The organism is Nitrospina sp. P1_D6, from assembly GCF_052156615.1.
In the GTDB taxonomy this organism is placed as follows: domain Bacteria; phylum Nitrospinota; class Nitrospinia; order Nitrospinales; family Nitrospinaceae; genus Nitrospina.
In genome coordinates this window covers 58858-75692 of sequence record NZ_JBQKUN010000005.1, presented here as the reverse complement: position 1 = coordinate 75692, position 16835 = coordinate 58858, and the positions used below count along the sequence as shown (strand labels likewise).

The 16835-nt window shown below is 57.8% G+C and carries 17 protein-coding genes; 9 read left to right on the top strand and 8 right to left on the bottom strand.

Features of this window, described 5'->3' with window-relative positions:
- Positions 1-457: 457 nt before the first annotated feature.
- From ACTRXA_RS09920 to ACTRXA_RS09910, 3 genes are all read left to right on the top strand, one after another.
- Positions 458-1786: a hypothetical protein gene (locus tag ACTRXA_RS09920; protein ID WP_442427038.1), complete on the top strand. Its 1329-nt coding sequence runs from the start codon at positions 458-460 to the stop codon at positions 1784-1786.
- A 101-nt stretch (positions 1787-1887) separates the two neighbouring features.
- Positions 1888-2460, top strand: a complete 573-nt coding sequence (locus ACTRXA_RS09915; RefSeq protein ID WP_442427037.1) for an FMN-binding protein — start codon at positions 1888-1890, stop codon at positions 2458-2460.
- 41 nt (positions 2461-2501) lie between these two features.
- Positions 2502-3128 carry an FMN-binding protein gene (locus tag ACTRXA_RS09910; RefSeq protein WP_442427036.1) on the top strand — a complete coding sequence of 209 codons (627 nt, stop codon included), beginning with the start codon at positions 2502-2504 and terminating at the stop codon, positions 3126-3128.
- A 41-nt stretch (positions 3129-3169) separates the two neighbouring features.
- Here the strand turns inward: ACTRXA_RS09910 and ACTRXA_RS09905 are convergent, their stop codons facing one another.
- On the bottom strand, positions 3170-3805 hold the full coding sequence (locus ACTRXA_RS09905) for an L-2-amino-thiazoline-4-carboxylic acid hydrolase (RefSeq protein WP_442427035.1): 636 nt from the start codon (positions 3803-3805) through the stop codon (positions 3170-3172).
- A 260-nt stretch (positions 3806-4065) separates the two neighbouring features.
- Between ACTRXA_RS09905 and thiO the strand changes: the two genes are divergently transcribed.
- The 3 genes from thiO to ACTRXA_RS09890 are packed head-to-tail and all read left to right on the top strand — an operon-like array spanning position 4066 to position 6931.
- The gene (thiO, locus tag ACTRXA_RS09900; protein ID WP_442427034.1) at positions 4066-5172 is read left to right on the top strand and encodes a glycine oxidase ThiO; all 1107 of its coding nucleotides are present in this window, start codon (positions 4066-4068) and stop codon (positions 5170-5172) included.
- A 16-nt stretch (positions 5173-5188) separates the two neighbouring features.
- The gene (bioA, locus tag ACTRXA_RS09895) at positions 5189-6562 is read left to right on the top strand and encodes an adenosylmethionine--8-amino-7-oxononanoate transaminase (RefSeq protein WP_442427033.1); all 1374 of its coding nucleotides are present in this window, start codon (positions 5189-5191) and stop codon (positions 6560-6562) included.
- Positions 6563-6931: a 6-pyruvoyl trahydropterin synthase family protein gene (locus tag ACTRXA_RS09890; RefSeq protein WP_442427032.1), complete on the top strand. Its 369-nt coding sequence runs from the start codon at positions 6563-6565 to the stop codon at positions 6929-6931.
- 85 nt (positions 6932-7016) lie between these two features.
- Here the strand turns inward: ACTRXA_RS09890 and ACTRXA_RS09885 are convergent, their stop codons facing one another.
- From ACTRXA_RS09885 to bioD, 3 genes are read right to left on the bottom strand one after another with little or no spacing between them, the layout of a single operon-like run.
- Positions 7017-8672, bottom strand: a complete 1656-nt coding sequence (locus ACTRXA_RS09885) for a formate--tetrahydrofolate ligase (protein WP_442427031.1) — start codon at positions 8670-8672, stop codon at positions 7017-7019.
- Between the two features lie 21 nt (positions 8673-8693).
- Positions 8694-9716 (bottom strand): NAD-dependent epimerase/dehydratase family protein, encoded by a 1023-nt coding sequence (locus tag ACTRXA_RS09880; protein ID WP_442427030.1) that lies wholly within the window; start codon positions 9714-9716, stop codon positions 8694-8696.
- Entirely contained in the window at positions 9709-10425 is a 717-nt protein-coding gene (gene bioD, locus ACTRXA_RS09875; protein WP_442427029.1) for a dethiobiotin synthase, read from the bottom strand. The genes ACTRXA_RS09880 and bioD overlap by 8 nt, the downstream gene beginning before the upstream one ends.
- Positions 10426-10579: 154 nt before the next feature.
- Between bioD and ACTRXA_RS09870 the strand changes: the two genes are divergently transcribed.
- Positions 10580-10867, top strand: a complete 288-nt coding sequence (locus tag ACTRXA_RS09870) for a hypothetical protein (RefSeq protein ID WP_005011599.1) — start codon at positions 10580-10582, stop codon at positions 10865-10867.
- Here the strand turns inward: ACTRXA_RS09870 and ACTRXA_RS09865 are convergent, their stop codons facing one another.
- Positions 10868-11632, bottom strand: coding sequence for an MBL fold metallo-hydrolase (locus tag ACTRXA_RS09865; protein WP_442427028.1), 765 nt, complete (start codon positions 11630-11632; stop codon positions 10868-10870).
- Positions 11633-11642: 10 nt separating this feature from the next.
- Entirely contained in the window at positions 11643-12542 is a 900-nt protein-coding gene (locus ACTRXA_RS09860) for a cation diffusion facilitator family transporter (protein WP_442427027.1), read from the bottom strand.
- Between the two features lie 265 nt (positions 12543-12807).
- On the opposite strand from ACTRXA_RS09860, the gene ACTRXA_RS09855 reads away from it, so the two are divergent.
- Both ACTRXA_RS09855 and surE read left to right on the top strand, forming a co-directional pair.
- Positions 12808-13395 (top strand): peroxiredoxin, encoded by a 588-nt coding sequence (locus tag ACTRXA_RS09855; protein WP_442427026.1) that lies wholly within the window; start codon positions 12808-12810, stop codon positions 13393-13395.
- Positions 13396-13473: 78 nt separating this feature from the next.
- The gene (gene surE / locus ACTRXA_RS09850) at positions 13474-14232 is read left to right on the top strand and encodes a 5'/3'-nucleotidase SurE (protein ID WP_442427025.1); all 759 of its coding nucleotides are present in this window, start codon (positions 13474-13476) and stop codon (positions 14230-14232) included.
- 72 nt (positions 14233-14304) lie between these two features.
- Here the strand turns inward: surE and pnp are convergent, their stop codons facing one another.
- Both pnp and rpsO read right to left on the bottom strand, forming a co-directional pair.
- Complete coding sequence (gene pnp / locus ACTRXA_RS09845) at positions 14305-16410, bottom strand: polyribonucleotide nucleotidyltransferase (protein ID WP_442427024.1); 2106 nt, start codon at positions 16408-16410, stop codon at positions 14305-14307.
- 19 nt (positions 16411-16429) lie between these two features.
- Positions 16430-16699: a 30S ribosomal protein S15 gene (gene rpsO, locus ACTRXA_RS09840; RefSeq protein WP_442427023.1), complete on the bottom strand. Its 270-nt coding sequence runs from the start codon at positions 16697-16699 to the stop codon at positions 16430-16432.
- Between the last annotated feature and the right edge of the window lie 136 nt (positions 16700-16835).

Genomic DNA, 16835 nt, shown 5'->3' with positions numbered 1-16835 from the left:
ATATGAATGATAATGAATCTCAGAATCTTTGATTTTTGGAGGCATCCCTATTCATGAATGGCCACGACACATCCATCACGGTTTGCCAGGGACCAGGCTGTAAAGCCTGGGGATCGAAAAGTGTGTTGCGAACTCTGCGGTGCCATTATCGTGAACATCCCGAAGCCATGGGGTCGGTCCGAAGTTCACGGTGCATGGGTCGTTGCGGTGGAGGAGCCGCGGTTCAGATCGATTCGCAGGATCGTGTGATCAAGGTACGCAAGGCAAAGGATGCCATTCGTAAGCTTTTGAGATTGCCTTAGTGGAAATTCAGTTACGTTCTGAGTCAAAGGTAAGTTGCCAAGGTAGGTGTCGGCTTCCCGTCAGGGATCGGGTGCCGACATTTTTTTGTAGTTCATTCGCCCTTTAAGGATTGGGTTTTCCCATACGGGCGCGACAAAAAAATCTGGAGGAGGTAATGAAAAAAACACTTGCAACGTTAGTGTGTCTGGGCATGTTTCTGGGCGGGACCACCGCCTGGGCTCAGCCTGGTGGTTTGATCATTGAGGAGGAAGAAATCGGCAAGGGAGGCGAACTCATCATCATTGAGGAAGAGGGCGCCAGCCTGGAAGCTTTGGAGAAGCAGGTTGAATTGATGGCGGAGGAAATCGACGGCCTGCGCGATGATGTCAGCACCTTCCGCCGCAACGTCAACGTAACCGGTTACGGGGAAACCCACCTGCGGTTTCCTTCGGATGAACGCCGCAACAATTTCGACGCGCACCGGTTCGTCATCGGCATCAACGCCAAGTTCAACGACTGGATCTTCCTGAACGCGGAAATCGACTACGAGCACGCGGCTCAGCAGTTGGAATTCGAGATGGGTTACCTCGACTTCCTGCTGGATCCGAAATTCAATATCCGTGCGGGTACGGTCCTGATGCCTGTCGGCTTCCTGAACGAATTCCACGAGCCGGTCTTCTTCTGGACCGTCGAACGCCCGCTTCTGCAAAACCGGGCGATCCCCACGACCTGGAACGGCACCGGTGGTGGTGTGTTCGGTACCTTCGGAAACTTTCTGGGCGGCATGAACTATCGCGTTTACGTGGTCAATTCCCTGCAGGCCATCCGCATCAATTCCAGTGATACGGGGTCCGGTGTCGGCGCTGGCGGGGCAGCGGGTCAGTTTTCCTCCAGCGGCATCCGCGGTGGTCGTTTGCAACCCAACAACATGATCGCTTCCGACCTGGCCGTGGTGGGCCGCTTTGAATTGCCCAACCTGTTCCCTGGATTCCAGTTGGCAGGTTCGTTCTACACCGGCGACACGTCACAGAATTTCATTGATGCGGGAGCCCGGGTCACCCTGTTGGAAGGTGACATCAAGTTCCGCAAACGCTGGTTTGAGATGAACGCCACAGTGGTTCACACTCACATCAACAACGCGGCACAGATCAATGCCCACAACCAGGCGAACCTGGGTGCCCCTGCAAACTCGACCGGCACCTTCGTCGCATCGAACCTCTTTGCCTGGAACGTGCAGGCGGGTATTCACCTGTTCCAGTTGATGAAGGTGGCTACTTCGCACGATCTGGTTCTGCACGGCATGTACGAGCGCATCGACACCCAGAACGAAATGCCTGCGGGTGCTGCGGCCGACCCGGCTCAGGAACTCGATGTGTTCACGGGTGGTTTTGCCTGGTTCCCGACTCCGAACGTGGCGATCAAGCTGGATTACACCAATCAGGACCGGGGTAATGGTACCAGCAGCCAGGAGTTCAACCTGGGTATGGCGTACATGTTCTTCTAATCGAACTTTACCGGTCGGACTGGGAGGAGGAAACCGGCTGTTCAGCCGACCGGATACAGTCTAAATCTGTTAATATAGGTGTTAAAAAAAGAGGATCGCAAATGAATAAATTGAACGCGAAGAAACCCAACCCGCTTTATGGGGGCCTGGCGTTGATCATGCTGGCTGTATGGATCGGGATGACCGCATTGCCTGCCCATGCTTTGAATGTCAGCAACAAGGAGGATGCGCTCAAGCACCTGTTTCCCGGCGTCAGCAAAGTCATCAAGAAAAAAATCTGGCTGAGCACAGCCCAGCGGAAAGCGATTTCCAAACTTGCCCAGCAAAACGTATCCGAAGACCGTGTCAACGTGTACGTGGGTATGCAGGGCAGCACCCCTATGGGCTACGCCATTTTCGATTCGGTTAAAAACCGCTCCTGGCCCATCAGCTATGTGACGGTTTTGAACCAGGATGGTACGGTGAAGGATGTGGAGGTCCTGCAATATGAGGGGGCTCGCGTCTGGAACGTGCAGTACGACTCCTGGCTGAAGCAGTTTTTCGGGAAAAAGATCGGAGCCGATTACATCCCCAACGCTGTCACCGGGGCTACGGTATCCGTCCGCGTTGTTACGGCCGGGGTAAAAAAGGCCTCCGCCATCTACCAGATCCTGTTTCTGGACAAGGTAAAATGAGTTTGGACAAATTCAGGTTGTTGTTTATATAATAGCCACCTATGCAATCTGAACCGGGTTACAAACCCGTCCATCCGGGCCGCTGGTCCGGGTTGGGCGGGTTTGTATTTTTACTTTTGATCGTTTCCTTTATTCTTCTACCCACCCTTGTGGTGTTCGGGGAAGAAGAATACGTGGAGACCGTCTACCTGACCAAGATGGAAGCGCTGAAACTCGCGTTCCCCAACACCCGCTTCGTCAAAAAGAAAAAAGTCTGGTTGAGCGAAGCCCAGCGCGAAGCCATCTCCAACATCCTGGAAGAAGATTACGACGAACGCCGCCTCACCTGGTATATCGGGCTGGACGATAAAAAAGAGCCCCTGGGCTACATGGTGGTGGGAAACGAGATCGGCCGTTCCTATCCCATCACGTTCATGGTGGTCATCAATCCGGATGGAACGGTGCGGGATGTCGAAATCATGGTCTATCGCGAGCCGCACGGGTGGGAGGTGCGGTTCGAGCCCTTCATGAGCCAGTTCTTCGGCAGGGACTCGAAGAACCCCTTCAACGATATCAACAACATCACCGGTGCCACGTTGTCTGTGCGGTCCATGACGCGGGGGGTGAAAAAGGCCGTTGCCGCCTATAAAGTGATCTTCATCGACAAGGTGGAAGGCATCCTGGGCTGAGGCGCCCGCGGGTTCCCCCACTCAACCGGATTGAGGGACGATCACTCTCCCTCAGAGGGGGTGTAGCGGAACTGGCAGAAGGTGCCCAGTTTGGCGAAGGTGTTGTTGAGTTTCAGGTTCACGTAATCCGTTCGGGCCTCCGCCGGAATGCGGTCGAAGTTGCAGGCGGTCTCGATGTAGTCCGGACGCCCCAGCCGGATGAACAGACTGTGGAACCAGCAGGACTTACTCTTGAACTGGAACTCCTTGTCGCTCGCCTTTTTGACTTCCATCAGGAAATGCCGCCAGCTGAAGTAATCCTCCACCCGCGGCTGTTCCTTCTCCACAAAGGTCTTGAAGGGGTTGTCCGAGGCCTTCTCCTCCGCCACCTGTTTGTCCGTTTCCGGAGCCAGCCACGCCCTCAGCGCATCCGCGATGTACTCCCGAGCCCGAATGACGTTGATGCTGTAGTCGTCCAGCGCGTTGTGGCAGGTGTAGATGAACAGGCCGATGGTGGCCAGGTACTGCTCTTCTTCCGACAGGGTGTCCCCGCTTTCGAACTCCCACATCTGGTTGAAATGCGCCCGTATGCGGTCGAAGTCGATATTCTGGCCACCTGCCTTCAGGTGCGCCAGCATCGGTTCAATGCGTTCAGAAGCGTTGGTCTGGGTTTCGGTCTGTTCGGGATTCTCGGACATGGTCCATCCTTCAGGTTGCGTTGCATGAATTCGGTTCAGGCATTCCAAGTATTCCGAAGTTCGGGAATCGCCTGAATTTGAGACTCGGACAGGTAAAAAAGTACCACATACCATGCTCGCAGTTCAAGGAAACTCGGGGTGGCGGCCCGGCCCGGCCAACGGCCGGAGGCTTGTAAAATCCGGGCTTTGTGTGGTCTGGTGCGGGAAAGTCGTATACAATGAAGCTTTAAGCCACCCGTCATGGAGCGAGGATTCACGCAGTGCCGCAGTACGATGTGGTGATCGTCGGGGCCGGGGTCATCGGCCACAGCATCGCCTTCAAAACCAAGCAGGCCCGCCCGGACTGGAGCATCGCGGTGCTGGGCGACCCCATGCATTCTCTTGCGGCTTCCCGTGCCGCTGCGGGGATGCTGGCCCCCTTCTGTGAATGCCGTGAGGCCAACCGCTTCTTCCAATTCTGCCGCGAATCGCTGGACAAATATCCGCGTTTCATCGAAGAGGTTTCCTCGGTGAGCGGGAAAGACGTATTTCTGTCCGACGCGGGATCGATCATGCCGGAGAAATCCATCGGCGACCAGTGGGACGAGCGTCTGCAGTTCTTCAAATCGGAAAACGTGCCGCACACTGTGTGGTCCCCGGCCGAGGTGCGGAAAAAACTGCCGCACCTGTCGCCGGATGTCGGCGCCTGCATCTGGGTCGGCGAGGCGCAGATCAACAACCGCCAACTGCACGACGCACTGGTTGCGGCCTCGGCGAAACTGGGCGTCATGGTGGAGAACGCCAGCGTCACTGGATTCCGCCGCGACGGTTCGACGTTGTTCGCCGCGGTGACGGATACGGGTGAGGTGGAAGGAAAACGGTTCGTTCTGGCGGCGGGAAGCTGGTCCCAACAGCTGGGGACGGTGCTCGGTGTCTCCATGCCGGTGCGTCCCATCAAAGGCCAGATGTGCCGCGTCGATGTGGAAGACATGACACTCGCCTATACCATCCACGGCATGTGCACTTACATTGCGCCGTGGCGGCAGGGCAATGGATTCGTGCTGGGCTCGACGATGGAGGACAAGGGGTTCGACAGCCTGATCCAGGACGACGTCATCCAGGCCATCATTGACCGCGCGGCCGCCATCCTGCCTGCCATCCAGGATGCGCCGCTCATCGAAACGTGGGCGGGGCTGCGTCCTGCGGCGGAAGACCGCATGCCCGTCATGGGAGCGAGCAGCAAGTTTCACAACCTGTATTATTCAACGGGACATTTCCGCAACGGCATTTTGCAGACGCCCAACCAGGCCGACTACATGGCCGGGATTGTGACCGGCGATGCGCAGGAGTTGGTCGCCGAGTTCGACCCGGCTCGTTACGAAATGTGAACACAAACCGGACGTCATGAAACTCCCTAAAAGCGCGCCCCCGCGCGACGAAGACCTGATACGCGATTTCCATTACATCTGGCACCCGTGCACGCAGATGAAGGATCACGAATCGGACCCACCCCTGCTGATCGACCGCGCCGAAGGCCTGCACCTGTACGACCGGGAAGGCAACGGCTATCTGGACTGCATTTCGTCGTGGTGGGTGAACCTGTTCGGCCACAACCACCCGCATATCAACACAGCCATCACCGATCAATTGCAGAAGATGGCGCACGTCATGTTCGCCGGCATCACGCACCAGCCGGCGGTGGACCTCGCGCACAAGCTGGTGGAGTGGTCGTCGCCGAACCTCTCCAAGGTTTTCTTTTCGGACAACGGTTCCACCTCAATCGAGATCGCGCTCAAGATGAGCCTGCAGTTCTGGGCGCAGACAGGCAAACCCGGGAAAAAGCGGTTCGTTTATTTGAAAGGTGGGTACCACGGGGAGACGCTGGGGGCGCTGTCCGTCTCCGGCATCGACCTGTTCCGCGATAAATTCGAACCGGTTCTCATGGACAACCTGAAGGTGGAAGGACCCGACTGCCTGCGCTGTCCTTATGGCCTCACGCGCGACACCTGCAAGGCCGAATGTTTTGAGCCGATGGAAAAGGCACTTGTGGAAGAACATCAGAATATCGCCGCCGTCATTGTCGAACCTCTCGTGCAGGGGGCGGCCGGGATGAAGATGTACCCACCGGTGTACCTCGAAAAACTGCAAACCACCTGCGAGACTTTGCGCGTGCACACCATTTACGACGAGGTCGCCGTCGGATTCGGCCGAACCGGCGGTTTGTTTGTCTCGGAACAGCTGCGCCACAAGCCGACGTTCCTGTGCCTGTCGAAGGGCATCACCTCCGGTTACCTGCCGCTCGCGGCGACGCTCACCGAGGACCGCATCTACCAGGCGTTTTACGGCGATTACGATACCTTCAAGCTGTTCATTCACAGCCACAGCTACAGTGCCAACCCGCTGGCCTGCGCTGCCGCCAACGCCACGTTCGAACTTTTTGCGGAAGACGGCTTCTGGGACGCGCTCAAAACACGCATCGCAACAATGAAAGAGTGCGGGGAGATGTTGAAGGAACTGAAATGGTGCGGAGAGTTCCGGCAGACGGGACTCATCGGTGCGGTCGAGCTGGTGCGTGACCGCGACACGCTGGCGGAATTTCCCGTCACGCAGAGGGTGGGCTACCGGATCTATAAAAAGGCGCTGGAACGCGGACTGTTCCTGCGTCCCCTGGGCAACGTGGTTTACTTCATTCCGCCGCTGGTGATCGATCCCGATACCATCCGGTCGATGATGACCACGGCGCGCGACTGCATCCACGACGTGTTGAGCGAGGTCTGAATGTACGAAGTCTATGTCACCACCCGGTTCTCCGCGGCGCACCAGTTGCGCGGCTACGACGGTAAATACGAAAACCTGCACGGCCACAACTGGACGGCGAGTGTTACCGTCGAGGCGAAGGAACTCGACGAGATCGGGGTCGGCATCGACTTCGTCGAACTCAAGAAAATGGTGGACGATTTTCTCTCAAAGCTGGATTACCACAACATCAACGAAGTGCCACCGTTTGACAAGCAGAACCCTTCGGCTGAGAACATTGCGCGCTGGCTGTTCAAACAGCTGGAAGGGTCTATCGACAAACAGCACGCCCGCGTCAAGCGCGTGGAAGTGTACGAAACCCCCGAAAGCGGCGCCGCTTATTTTGAATAAGATCCCTTCTCCCCTTGCGGGAGAAGGCCAGGATGAGGGGGCTTTATGATTTTTCCTTTATCAATAGCTCACCAACATTTTACTGTTATTTAATCCCCTCAATACGGCCATCGACGACGTCGATGTGCTCCGCCTGCGGATTTTTGGGCAGGCCGGGCATGCGCATGATCTCGCCCGTCACCGGGATGACGAATCCCGCTCCCGCCGACAGTAAAATCTCCCGCACCGTCACCGTAAACCCCAAAGGCCGCCCGTACAGTTTGGGATCGTCGGAGAGCGACGACTGCGTTTTGGCGATGCACACCGGCAGTTTATGGTAACCCCATTTCTCCAGGGTCTTCAGGTCACGCTCGGCTTTTTTGCTGTACTCGATTTTCTCGGCGCCGTACATGCCGTGCGCCACCTTCCAGATCTTCGTCGGAATGTCTTCCGCCCAGTCGTAAAGCGGATGAAACGGGTCGGGTACTTTTTCCGCGTGTTTCATGACCGTCCGCGCCAGTTCCATCGCCCCGTCACCTCCGTTCGTGAAATGATCGCTCACCGCGAAAGGCACTTTGAGTTTGTTCTCGCAATGCTCACGTACGATCTGGGTTTCGGCGTCGGTGTCGGTGTCGAAGCGGTTGAGGCAGACGATGGGGGGTTCGCGGAAGCGCTTGATGTTCTCGACGTGACGGTCGAGGTTGACCAGCCCTTTCGCCAGCCGTTCGGGATCGGGGGAGGTGAGTTCGTCTTTTTTCGCGCCGCCATGCATTTTGAGAGCCCGGCAGGTGGCGACCAGCACCACGGCGGCGGTATCGAGCCCCGCGCTCACGCATTTGATATCGAAAAACTTTTCCGCGCCGAGATCGAATCCGAATCCCGCTTCGGTCACCGCCCAGTCGGCGAGACCCATCGCCATTTTTGTGGCGATCACGGAGTTGCAGCCGTGCGCGATGTTGGCGAACGGACCGCCGTGGATGAACGCGGGCACGCCTTCGGTCGATTGCACCAGGTTGGGCATGAGTGCGTCTTTGAGGAGTGCCGTCATCGCGCCGGTGGCGTGGAGCGAGTCGGCGGTGACGGGTTCGTCGTCGTGGGTGAAGGCGACCAGGATGCGTGCCAGGCGTTTTTTGAGGTCATCGAAGTTATCTGCCAGGCAGAGGATGGCCATGATTTCGGATGCGGCGGTGATATCGAACCCGCCTTCGCGTGGCACTCCCTGCAGGACGCCCCCCAGTCCCAGCACGATGTTACGCAGGGCGCGGTCGTTCATGTCCATCACCCGCCGCCACTGGATGCGCCGGGGATCGATCTGGCTCATGCCTTCGTGATAGATGCGGTTGTCGAGGAGCGCCGAGAGCAGGTTGTTGGCGGCGGTGACGGCGTGGAAGTCGCCGGTGAAGTGGAGGTTGATCTCGTCCGCCGGGTGCACCTGGCTTTGTCCGCCACCGGTCGCGCCGCCTTTCATGCCGAGGCACGGCCCCAGTGAAGGCTCACGCAATGCGAGGCACACGCGTTGGCCCAGTTTCGCCAGTCCCTGGCCGAGTCCGATGGTGGTGGTGGTCTTGCCTTCCCCCGCGGCGGTGGGGGTGATGGCGGAGACGAGGATCAGTTTGCCCTTCGGTGGATGTTTTTCCAGCAAGTTCAGCCGCACCTTGGCCTTGGTATGGCCGTAGGGGACGAGGTCGGCTTCCGCCAGACCCAGCTTCCCGGCGATTTCGATGATGGGTTGCAGATTGGGGGTGGTGGAATCGGATGGCATGGCGTCTCCTCTATTAAAAGATTACAGCCAGCGGTGTTGCCGGTACCAGTTTATGGTGCGGCTGAGGCCCTCCTTCAAATCATAACGCGGTTGAAATCCGTACGTGGCAAAAAAACGTTTGGGCGATGCCGTCCACGCGCCCTGGTCGATGTCGCGGACACGCTGCCGGTCCAAAAGCGGCGGCTCCTTGCTGAACTTTGAAAACGTTTCCGACAGAAACGCCAGCGCCGTGAGTGCGGTCTGCGACAGAACGATGCGGCGTGCGCGTACGTTCAGTATTTCGATCACCGCCTCGGCCACCCGGTCCCACGAATAACACTCGCCGTCGGTGACGAACAGCACCCGCTCGCTTTCCGGAGGACGGGCCGCGGCGTGCAGGATGGCGCGGGTGAGATCTTCGATGTAAATGAGCGACAGGATTTTCGGTTTCCTCCCGATATGCACGTTCCAGCCTTTGCTGATGAGCTTGATGTAGTCGAGCAGGTTGCGATCACGTTCGCCATACACGACGGGAGGACGCAGAATGGTGATCGGCAGGAAACGCGAGAAGGTGAGGGCAATCACTTCCCCTGCCAGCTTGGAATGGCCGTAGTCCGAGTGCGGCCGGCACGACGCGGTCTCGTCGATGGGCGCATCCACGGGGGACGGACCCGAGGCGGCGATGCTGCTCAGGTGAACGATGGACTTCAGGTGCCTGCCGTGTTCAAGGCAGGTTTCGTACAGGCTGTTGCAGGCGGTGACGTTGTTGCGGTTGAAGTCGGACGGTTTCCGAGCCCGCACCGTGCCGCCGCAGTGGAGAACGACGTCCACCTGTTTCAGCAGATCGCGGTAGGTGGCGGGTTGCAGGAGGTCTCCGGTATGCAGATCGATTTTGGTTGTATCCAGCCACTTTGCGCGTTTGGGATTCCGCACCAGCGCCTGAACCGTGATGTTTTGTTGAAGAAGCGCGTCCACCAGGTGGGAACCGATGAATCCGCCGGCTCCCGTCACCAGCACGCGCGCGCCGTAGAGGTCGGGGACTTCGGTCCTGTCCTTGTCAGCCATCGAGGAGCGCGGGCAGGTTGATCATCTGTTCCAGGTGAGCGCACACTTCCGGGGTGAAGCTGTCGGTGGACAGGTCGTCGATGAAGGGCAGGCGGCCGAGAACCGGGACCTTTGACAGGTGCGAGATGAGCGCGGGTTGCAGGGCTTCGACATCGGTCAGCCCGTCCTCCTTACGATCGCTGAAAATCACGCCTTTGACCGGGATGCCCCGGGCGTGGAGGGCGTCGAGGCTGAGCAGGGTGTGGTTGAGCGTGCCCAGTTGGAACCCGGAAACGAGGATGACCGGAAAGCCAAGCGCGGCGATGAGGTCGATCACATGATAGTCAGGAGTGATGGGCACCCGCAGACCGCCAACGCCTTCGACCAGCAAAGGATGGTAACGCGAGGCCAGGGCGCGGCAGGCGTCCTCGATGGCCGCGGGATCGATTTCCCTGTTCTCGACTTCCGCCGCCTGGTAGGGCGCGGCGGGGGTTTTGAGGATCAGCGGACAGATGGCTTCCAGCGGCTCGTTGAGGCCGGAACATTCCAGGAGGAATTTGGCGTCGGAGTTGGCGGCGGAACTGCAATGTGTGTCCACCCCCGTCTCGATGGGTTTGATGAACCCCGCGTTCTGTCCGTGCTGGCGGAACAGGGTCAACAGCACCGCTGTGACCACGGTTTTGCCGATCCCGGTGTCGGTGGCGGTGATGAAGTATCCGTTTGCGGCCATGAAAAGGGGTCTCCTTGAACAAACGCGTTCATTGTAGGCAAGGTGGCGTTGCTTGCCAACGTGAATTTAGCCGGGGGGCTCCCTTTTCAGTGCCCCGGCTCTCTGATATAATTTAAAACATTGGAGTTGTTTAACTGAATCTTGAAGGCGATTTATGAGCGACAAACTTGAAATCCTCTGCCCCTGTTGTGAAGCCAAACTGCAGGTGGACCAGAAAACCGGGCAGGTGGTGTGGAAGGAAGAGAAGAAAAAGCCGGTCGGCAACCTGTCTGACATGGTGAAGGACCTCGACCGTCACCGCAAGGAAGCCGAAAGCCTGTTCAAGAAGCAGAATGAAATCGAAAAGGACCGCTCCCGCCTGCTCGACGAGAAATTCAAGGAAGCGCAGAAGCACGTGGACAAGGACAGCTCCAAACCCCTCCGCGATTTCGACCTCGACTGATCACGCCTCCACTTCCATCCGGTCGAAAGCAAGTTCCACATTCTCCGGCAGTTCTTTGTTCACCGATTCGTGATCGAATTTGTGATTGATGTGCGTCAGGATGGCGCGTTTCGGTTTCAGCATGTCGATGGCCTTCAGCGCGTCGTCGAGGCAGAAATGCGTCGGGTGCGGCTCGAATCCGAGTGCGTTCAAAACGAGCACGTCCAGCCCCTTCAGTTTTTCCACGCTTTCCTCCGGGATGCCGGAGCAGTCGGTGACGTAGGCGAGGTCGTTGATGCGGTAGCCGAGGATGGTCATGTTGCCGTGAGTGATGTCCACCGGCAGGACGTTGAGACCCCCCAGCTCGAACGGGTTGGATTCGATGACGATCGGATCGAGTTGCGGGATGCCGCCGCCCATTGGCTTGTGGCCGTTGAAAATGTAATTGAAGTTGCGCTGGATCGCCTCGAGCGTCATGGCATTGCCGTAACAGGGGATGACGGTTTTGTGGAAGAAATTGAACACGCGCAGTTCGTCGATGCCGTGCACGTGATCGGCGTGGTGGTGGGTGTAGAGCACGGCGTGAATACGGTCGATGTCGTGGTTGAGGCACTGCTGGCGCAGGTCCGTGGAGGTGTCGATCAACAGGTTGAAGCCGTTGTTCTGCACCATGACCGAGGCGCGCAGACGTTTGTTGCGCGGATCGTCGGAGCGGCAGACGTCGCAGGGACAGCAGATGGTGGGCACGCCGGTGGAGGTGCCCGTTCCGAGAAAGACGAGTTTCATATCAGGCCGTTCAGTGTTTCATGTCACACAACGCGTCCGACACACTGCACGGGCTGAACTCGAACTGGATGGTCGAATGGGTGATGTTGAAGCGGTCCTTCAACAACGCCTTTATTTCCTTCAAAGTGTCGTCCACCTGGGAGACCTTGCTGTTGTTCACCAGTGCGTGCGTGCTGAGCGCGTAGATATTTGAACAGATGCACCACACGTGCAGTTCGTGGATGTCTTCCACCGCCGGGATGGCGGTGAGTTCCCGTTCGACCTCTTTCAGCGAGATGCCGCGCGGGACGCCCTCCAGAAGGATGTGGAAGGAGTCTGCGATGATCGACCGTGCGCCCCACATCAGGATTAGGGAGATGAGAGCGGCAATGACCACGTCCAGCACGTACCATTGAGTGTACCACATCACCACACCACCCAGGAGCACGGCCACCGAGGCGAGGGTGTCGCCGATGACGTGATAAAACGCACCTTTCAGGTTGAGGTCGTGGTGATGACCGTGGCCCACGGAATCTTTGAGAAAATACATGACGCACAGATTCGTGACAAGGCCCAGCAAGGCCACTACCATAACCGTCGGCGTGTGCACCGGAACGGGCGACTGGAATCGTTCCATGGCTTCCCATAGAATCCAAAATGCCATTATAAACAATAAGATACCATTTATGAGCGCGGCGAAGATCTCCATCCGGTGGTAGCCGTAGGTTTTGGTGGCGGTGACCGGTTTATCGGCAATTTTGAGGGCGAACCAGCTCAGGCTGAGGGAAAAAACGTCGGTCAGCATGTGGGCGGCGTCGCCCAGAAGCGACAGGCTGTGCGCCAGGATTCCGCCAACCGCCTCCGCCACCATGACGAGGGAGGTCAGGAAGATAGCCAGCTTCAATTTGTTTTGGACCAGGGCGGATTTCATATTTTTGAAACTTTGGTGGGGTTGGGGCATCTAATCCAGCCGACGACACCCATTCCGGAAAATCAGATAGAATCCAGATTTATAAGAGCTTTCTCATTTTAGGTTGAGCCGGAATACCTGTCAAGGAGGTCGCCAGGGCGCTGAAATACCGCAGTTTGTGTTCCTGGAAAGCCCGGCCCGCCAATGCCTTCAATTGAAGACGCAGGATCATTTGTGCTACATTAAAGCCCTTTGAATTTAACATTTATAGAAAGAGGAGTTAAACATGGCGACATTAGTTGCAAAGCAAGCCCCCGATTTCACCGCTCAGGCCGTCATGCCGGATGGGAGCTTCAAAGAGATCAAACTCTCGGACTACCGTGGAAAATATGTGATCCTCTTTTTCTACCCGCTGGACTTCACCTTCGTGTGCCCGACGGAAATCATTGCTTTCAGCGACAAGATCGGCGAATTCAAAAAACGCGATGCGGAAGTGCTGGGCGTCTCCATCGACAGCCAGTTTTCCCACCTTGCATGGCGTAACACGGACCGCAAAAAAGGCGGTCTCGGAAGTATCGACTACCCGCTCGTCGCGGATCTGGATAAAAACATCAGCGCCTCCTTTGACGTCCTCACCGAAGACGGTATCGCGTTCCGCGGGCTGTTTCTGATCGACAAGGACGGGGTGGTGCAGCACCAGCTCATCAACAACCTGCCGCTCGGCCGCAACATCGACGAGGCCATTCGCATGCTTGACGCGCTTCAACATCATGAACAGCACGGCGAAGTGTGCCCTGCGAACTGGAATCAGGGCAAGGACGCCATGAAACCCGGTCCCCAGGAGTCGCAGGAATATTTCCAGAAACACGGTTGATTCCCAAACCTATTCCCTGCTGAAAGCTTTTCAAAAACAGACAGGCGGAACCTGCGGGCTCCGCCTGTTTTTTTGCCTATGATTGTCCTGACAAATGACGACGGGTTTTACGCGGCCGGCATCCAGTCCGTGTGGAAGGCCCTCAAGCCGCTGGAAGACGTGATCATCGTTGCTCCGGAAAGCGAGCAGAGTGCCGTCGGCCATGCCATCACCCTGGCCAATCCGCTTAAAGCGCTTCCGGTGAAAACCCAGGAACACGGCCTCATCGGGTATGCCGTCAGCGGCACCCCGGCGGACTGTGTGAAAATCGCGGTGACGGAGCTGCTGGACGAGCCGCCGGAAATGGTCATCTCCGGAGTCAACCACGGCGGCAACATGGGAACCAGCATCATTTACTCCGGAACCGTGTCGGCGGCAACGGAGGCGGCAACGATGGGCCTGCCCGCCATCGCGGTGTCTCTGGATTCGTGGGAGAGCCGCGATTTCAGCGTGGCGACGGAGTTCATCCGCCAACTCTACCCGCGGGTGCTGGAGCACGGACTGCCGGAAGGGGTGTCGCTCAATGTCAACATCCCCGCCGTGCCGCGTGACGAGATCAAAGGCGTGGCGGTGACGCGTCAGGGCAAGTCCCGAGTCATCGAGAAATTCGACAAGCGCGTGGACCCGCGGAACAACATCTATTACTGGCTGGCCGGGGAGATGACCTTCATGGAAGTGGAGCCGGGTACGGACTGCGAGATGGTGCGGGAGAACTACATCAGCGTCACGCCCATCCATTTTGACCTGACGCGGCACGATGCGCTGGACCGCATTAAAGAATGGAAGTTGGAGTTTTGAGCTTTCAAACGGGGAACAAAAAAAACGGGTTCAGGGACAATCCCTGAACCCGTTTTATTTTTGCGTTGGACTTTAGCGCAGAGCGGCCTCGGCTTCGTCGCGCATGGCCTCCTTGCGGCTCAGCTTGACTTTGCCGTTGCGGTCCACGTCGATCACCTTGACCACGATTTCATCTCCCTCGGAGATTTCATCGCTGACGCGCTTGATTCGCCGGTCGCAGATCTGCGAAATGTGGACCAGTCCGTCGGTGCCGGGGAAGATTTCGACGAAGGCGCCGAAGTCCATGATCTTCTTCACCTTGCCCATGTAAATCTTTCCGACCTCGACATCCTGCACGAGGTTCTGGATGATGCCGATCGCCTTTTCCGCGGCCGCTTCGTCCGCCGAAGCGATGGTCACCAAACCGCTGTCGTTGATGTCGATCTGGACACCGGTTTTGTCGATGATATCGCGGATCACCTTGCCGCCCGGCCCGATAACGTCGCGGATCTTGTCCACCGGAACCGTAATGGTGGTGATGCGCGGCGCGTACTTGGACATCTCCGGGCGCGGTGTTTCCAGCGCCTTGGCCATTTCGCCCAGGATGAACAGGCGTCCGGCCCGGGCCTGTTCCAGCGCCTGCGCCATCAGCTCCTTGGTCAACCCGTCGATCTTGATGTCCATCTGCAGAGCGGTGATGCCGGCATCGGTCCCGACGACCTTGAAGTCCATGTCGCCCAGATGATCCTCGGTGCCGGTGATGTCCGACAGGATGGCGATGTGGTCCTGTTCCTTGATGAGGCCCATGGCAATGCCCGCTACCGGTTTCTTTACCGGCACGCCCGCGTCCATCAGGGACAGGCTGCCGCCGCACACCGAAGCCATCGACGACGATCCGTTGGATTCCAGAATGTCGGAGACGATGCGGATGGTGTAGGGGAAATCATCGCGGCTGGGGAGCATCGGAGCGAGGCCGCGTTCCGCCAGCATGCCGTGGCCGATTTCGCGGCGGCCCGGACCGGAGATGAATTTCACCTCCCCGGTGCAGAACGCCGGGAAATTGTAATGGAGCAGAAAGTTTTTACTGCCGCGGAAATCCAGCGTGTCCATGCGCTGTTCGTCCGACGAAGTGCCGAGCGTGGTGGTGACCAGCGCCTGCGTCTCGCCGCGGGTGAAGATGGACGAACCGTGCGCCCGGGGAACGTACCCGGTCTGGCAGGTGATCGGCCGGATTTCGTCCGGTTTGCGTCCGTCCACCCGGGTCTGCGTTTCCAGAGTCAGGCGGCGCATGACTTCCTTTTCCACTTTCTTGAAGTACCCCTTGATCTCGCCTTCCAGATCCGGGTCGGCTTCCGGGTTGAACTGTTCCTTCATGGATTCCTTCAACTGATCGATGGCATCCTGGCGGTCCTGCTTGCCGGGAATCTGCATGGCTTTTTCCATGCCGGGCGTGAGGAACGCGACGATCTTGTCCTGAAGGTCGGCGTTGACCTCCGGAGCTTCGACCTGCGCCTTTTCCTTGCCCAGCATCTCGCGCAGCTCGACCTGGATTTTCACGATTTCCTTGATGTGCTCGTGGCCGAAAGCCAGAGCCTCGATCATGGTCGCCTCGTCCAGTTCCTGCGCTCCCGCCTCGACCATGGTGATGGCGTCGGCCGTTCCGGCCATGACCAGATTGAGGTCGCTTTCCGCCATCTGTTCGAGAGTCGGGTTGATGAGGAACTTGCCCTCCTTGTCGCGTGCGACGCGGGCGCCGGCAACGGGAGTGTGGAAGGGGATGTCGGAAATGAGCAGGGCGGCCGAAGCGCCGGTGATGGCGGCGACGTCTGCCGGATTTTCCTGATCGTGGGAAATGACGAAACAGACGACCTGCGTCTCTTTCTTGAAATTGTCCTCAAACATGGGACGGATCGGCCGGTCGATCAACCGGCAGACCAGCGTTTCCGGGTCGGAAGGCCGCGCCTCCCGTTTCAGAAATCCGCCCGGGAAGCGTCCCGCGGCGTAGGTTCGTTCACGAAAATCAACAGTCAGTGGAAAAAAATCGATACCCTCGCGGGCGCTGGCGGCCATCGTGGCGGTGACCAGCACCATGGTGTCGCCTTGTCTCACAACGACGGAGCCGTTGGCCTGCTTGGCCAGCCATCCGGCTTCCAGCGACAGGGTTTTGCCGTCCAATACGGTCTCTACCTTCTTTTGCATTCACTTGTCTCCAGTAAAATTAGCGTCGGATACCCAGATCCTGAATGATCTTCTGGTATCGTTCCAGGTCTTCCCGTTTCAAATAGTCCAAAAGCTTGCGCCGCCTGTTGACGATACGGATCAAACCCCGGCGGGAATGATGGTCCTTGCCGTGGGTTTTGAAGTGGTCGTTCAGGTAGTTCAGGCGCTCGGTCAAAAGTGCGATCTGCACCTCGGAAGACCCGGTGTCCTGCTCGGTTACCTTGTACTTCTCAATGATGTTTTGTTTCTTATCCTTCGTTAATGCCATTGCTGACACCTCCTAAATTGGTTCTGCGTTCTGCCGGAGGTGTGCCGAATGTTTTCGTAGAGAAAATTCACACCACGGCCCGTTTGTCACGTCCGGGGAATTTCCCCTGCGAAAACATTCCAGCCACTCCGGCAGG

Coding starts and splice junctions, on each gene's coding strand:
- ACTRXA_RS09920 (WP_442427038.1), top strand. CDS start 458: ATGAAAAAAACACTTGCAACGTTAGTGTGTCTGGGCATGTTTCTGGGC.
- ACTRXA_RS09915 (WP_442427037.1), top strand. CDS start 1,888: ATGAATAAATTGAACGCGAAGAAACCCAACCCGCTTTATGGGGGCCTG.
- ACTRXA_RS09910 (WP_442427036.1), top strand. CDS start 2,502: ATGCAATCTGAACCGGGTTACAAACCCGTCCATCCGGGCCGCTGGTCC.
- ACTRXA_RS09905 (WP_442427035.1), bottom strand. CDS start 3,805: ATGTCCGAGAATCCCGAACAGACCGAAACCCAGACCAACGCTTCTGAA.
- bioA (WP_442427033.1), top strand. CDS start 5,189: ATGAAACTCCCTAAAAGCGCGCCCCCGCGCGACGAAGACCTGATACGC.
- ACTRXA_RS09890 (WP_442427032.1), top strand. CDS start 6,563: ATGTACGAAGTCTATGTCACCACCCGGTTCTCCGCGGCGCACCAGTTG.
- ACTRXA_RS09885 (WP_442427031.1), bottom strand. CDS start 8,672: ATGCCATCCGATTCCACCACCCCCAATCTGCAACCCATCATCGAAATC.
- ACTRXA_RS09880 (WP_442427030.1), bottom strand. CDS start 9,716: ATGGCTGACAAGGACAGGACCGAAGTCCCCGACCTCTACGGCGCGCGC.
- bioD (WP_442427029.1), bottom strand. CDS start 10,425: ATGGCCGCAAACGGATACTTCATCACCGCCACCGACACCGGGATCGGC.
- ACTRXA_RS09870 (WP_005011599.1), top strand. CDS start 10,580: ATGAGCGACAAACTTGAAATCCTCTGCCCCTGTTGTGAAGCCAAACTG.
- ACTRXA_RS09865 (WP_442427028.1), bottom strand. CDS start 11,632: ATGAAACTCGTCTTTCTCGGAACGGGCACCTCCACCGGCGTGCCCACC.
- ACTRXA_RS09860 (WP_442427027.1), bottom strand. CDS start 12,542: ATGAAATCCGCCCTGGTCCAAAACAAATTGAAGCTGGCTATCTTCCTG.
- ACTRXA_RS09855 (WP_442427026.1), top strand. CDS start 12,808: ATGGCGACATTAGTTGCAAAGCAAGCCCCCGATTTCACCGCTCAGGCC.
- surE (WP_442427025.1), top strand. CDS start 13,474: ATGATTGTCCTGACAAATGACGACGGGTTTTACGCGGCCGGCATCCAG.
- pnp (WP_442427024.1), bottom strand. CDS start 16,410: ATGCAAAAGAAGGTAGAGACCGTATTGGACGGCAAAACCCTGTCGCTG.
- rpsO (WP_442427023.1), bottom strand. CDS start 16,699: ATGGCATTAACGAAGGATAAGAAACAAAACATCATTGAGAAGTACAAG.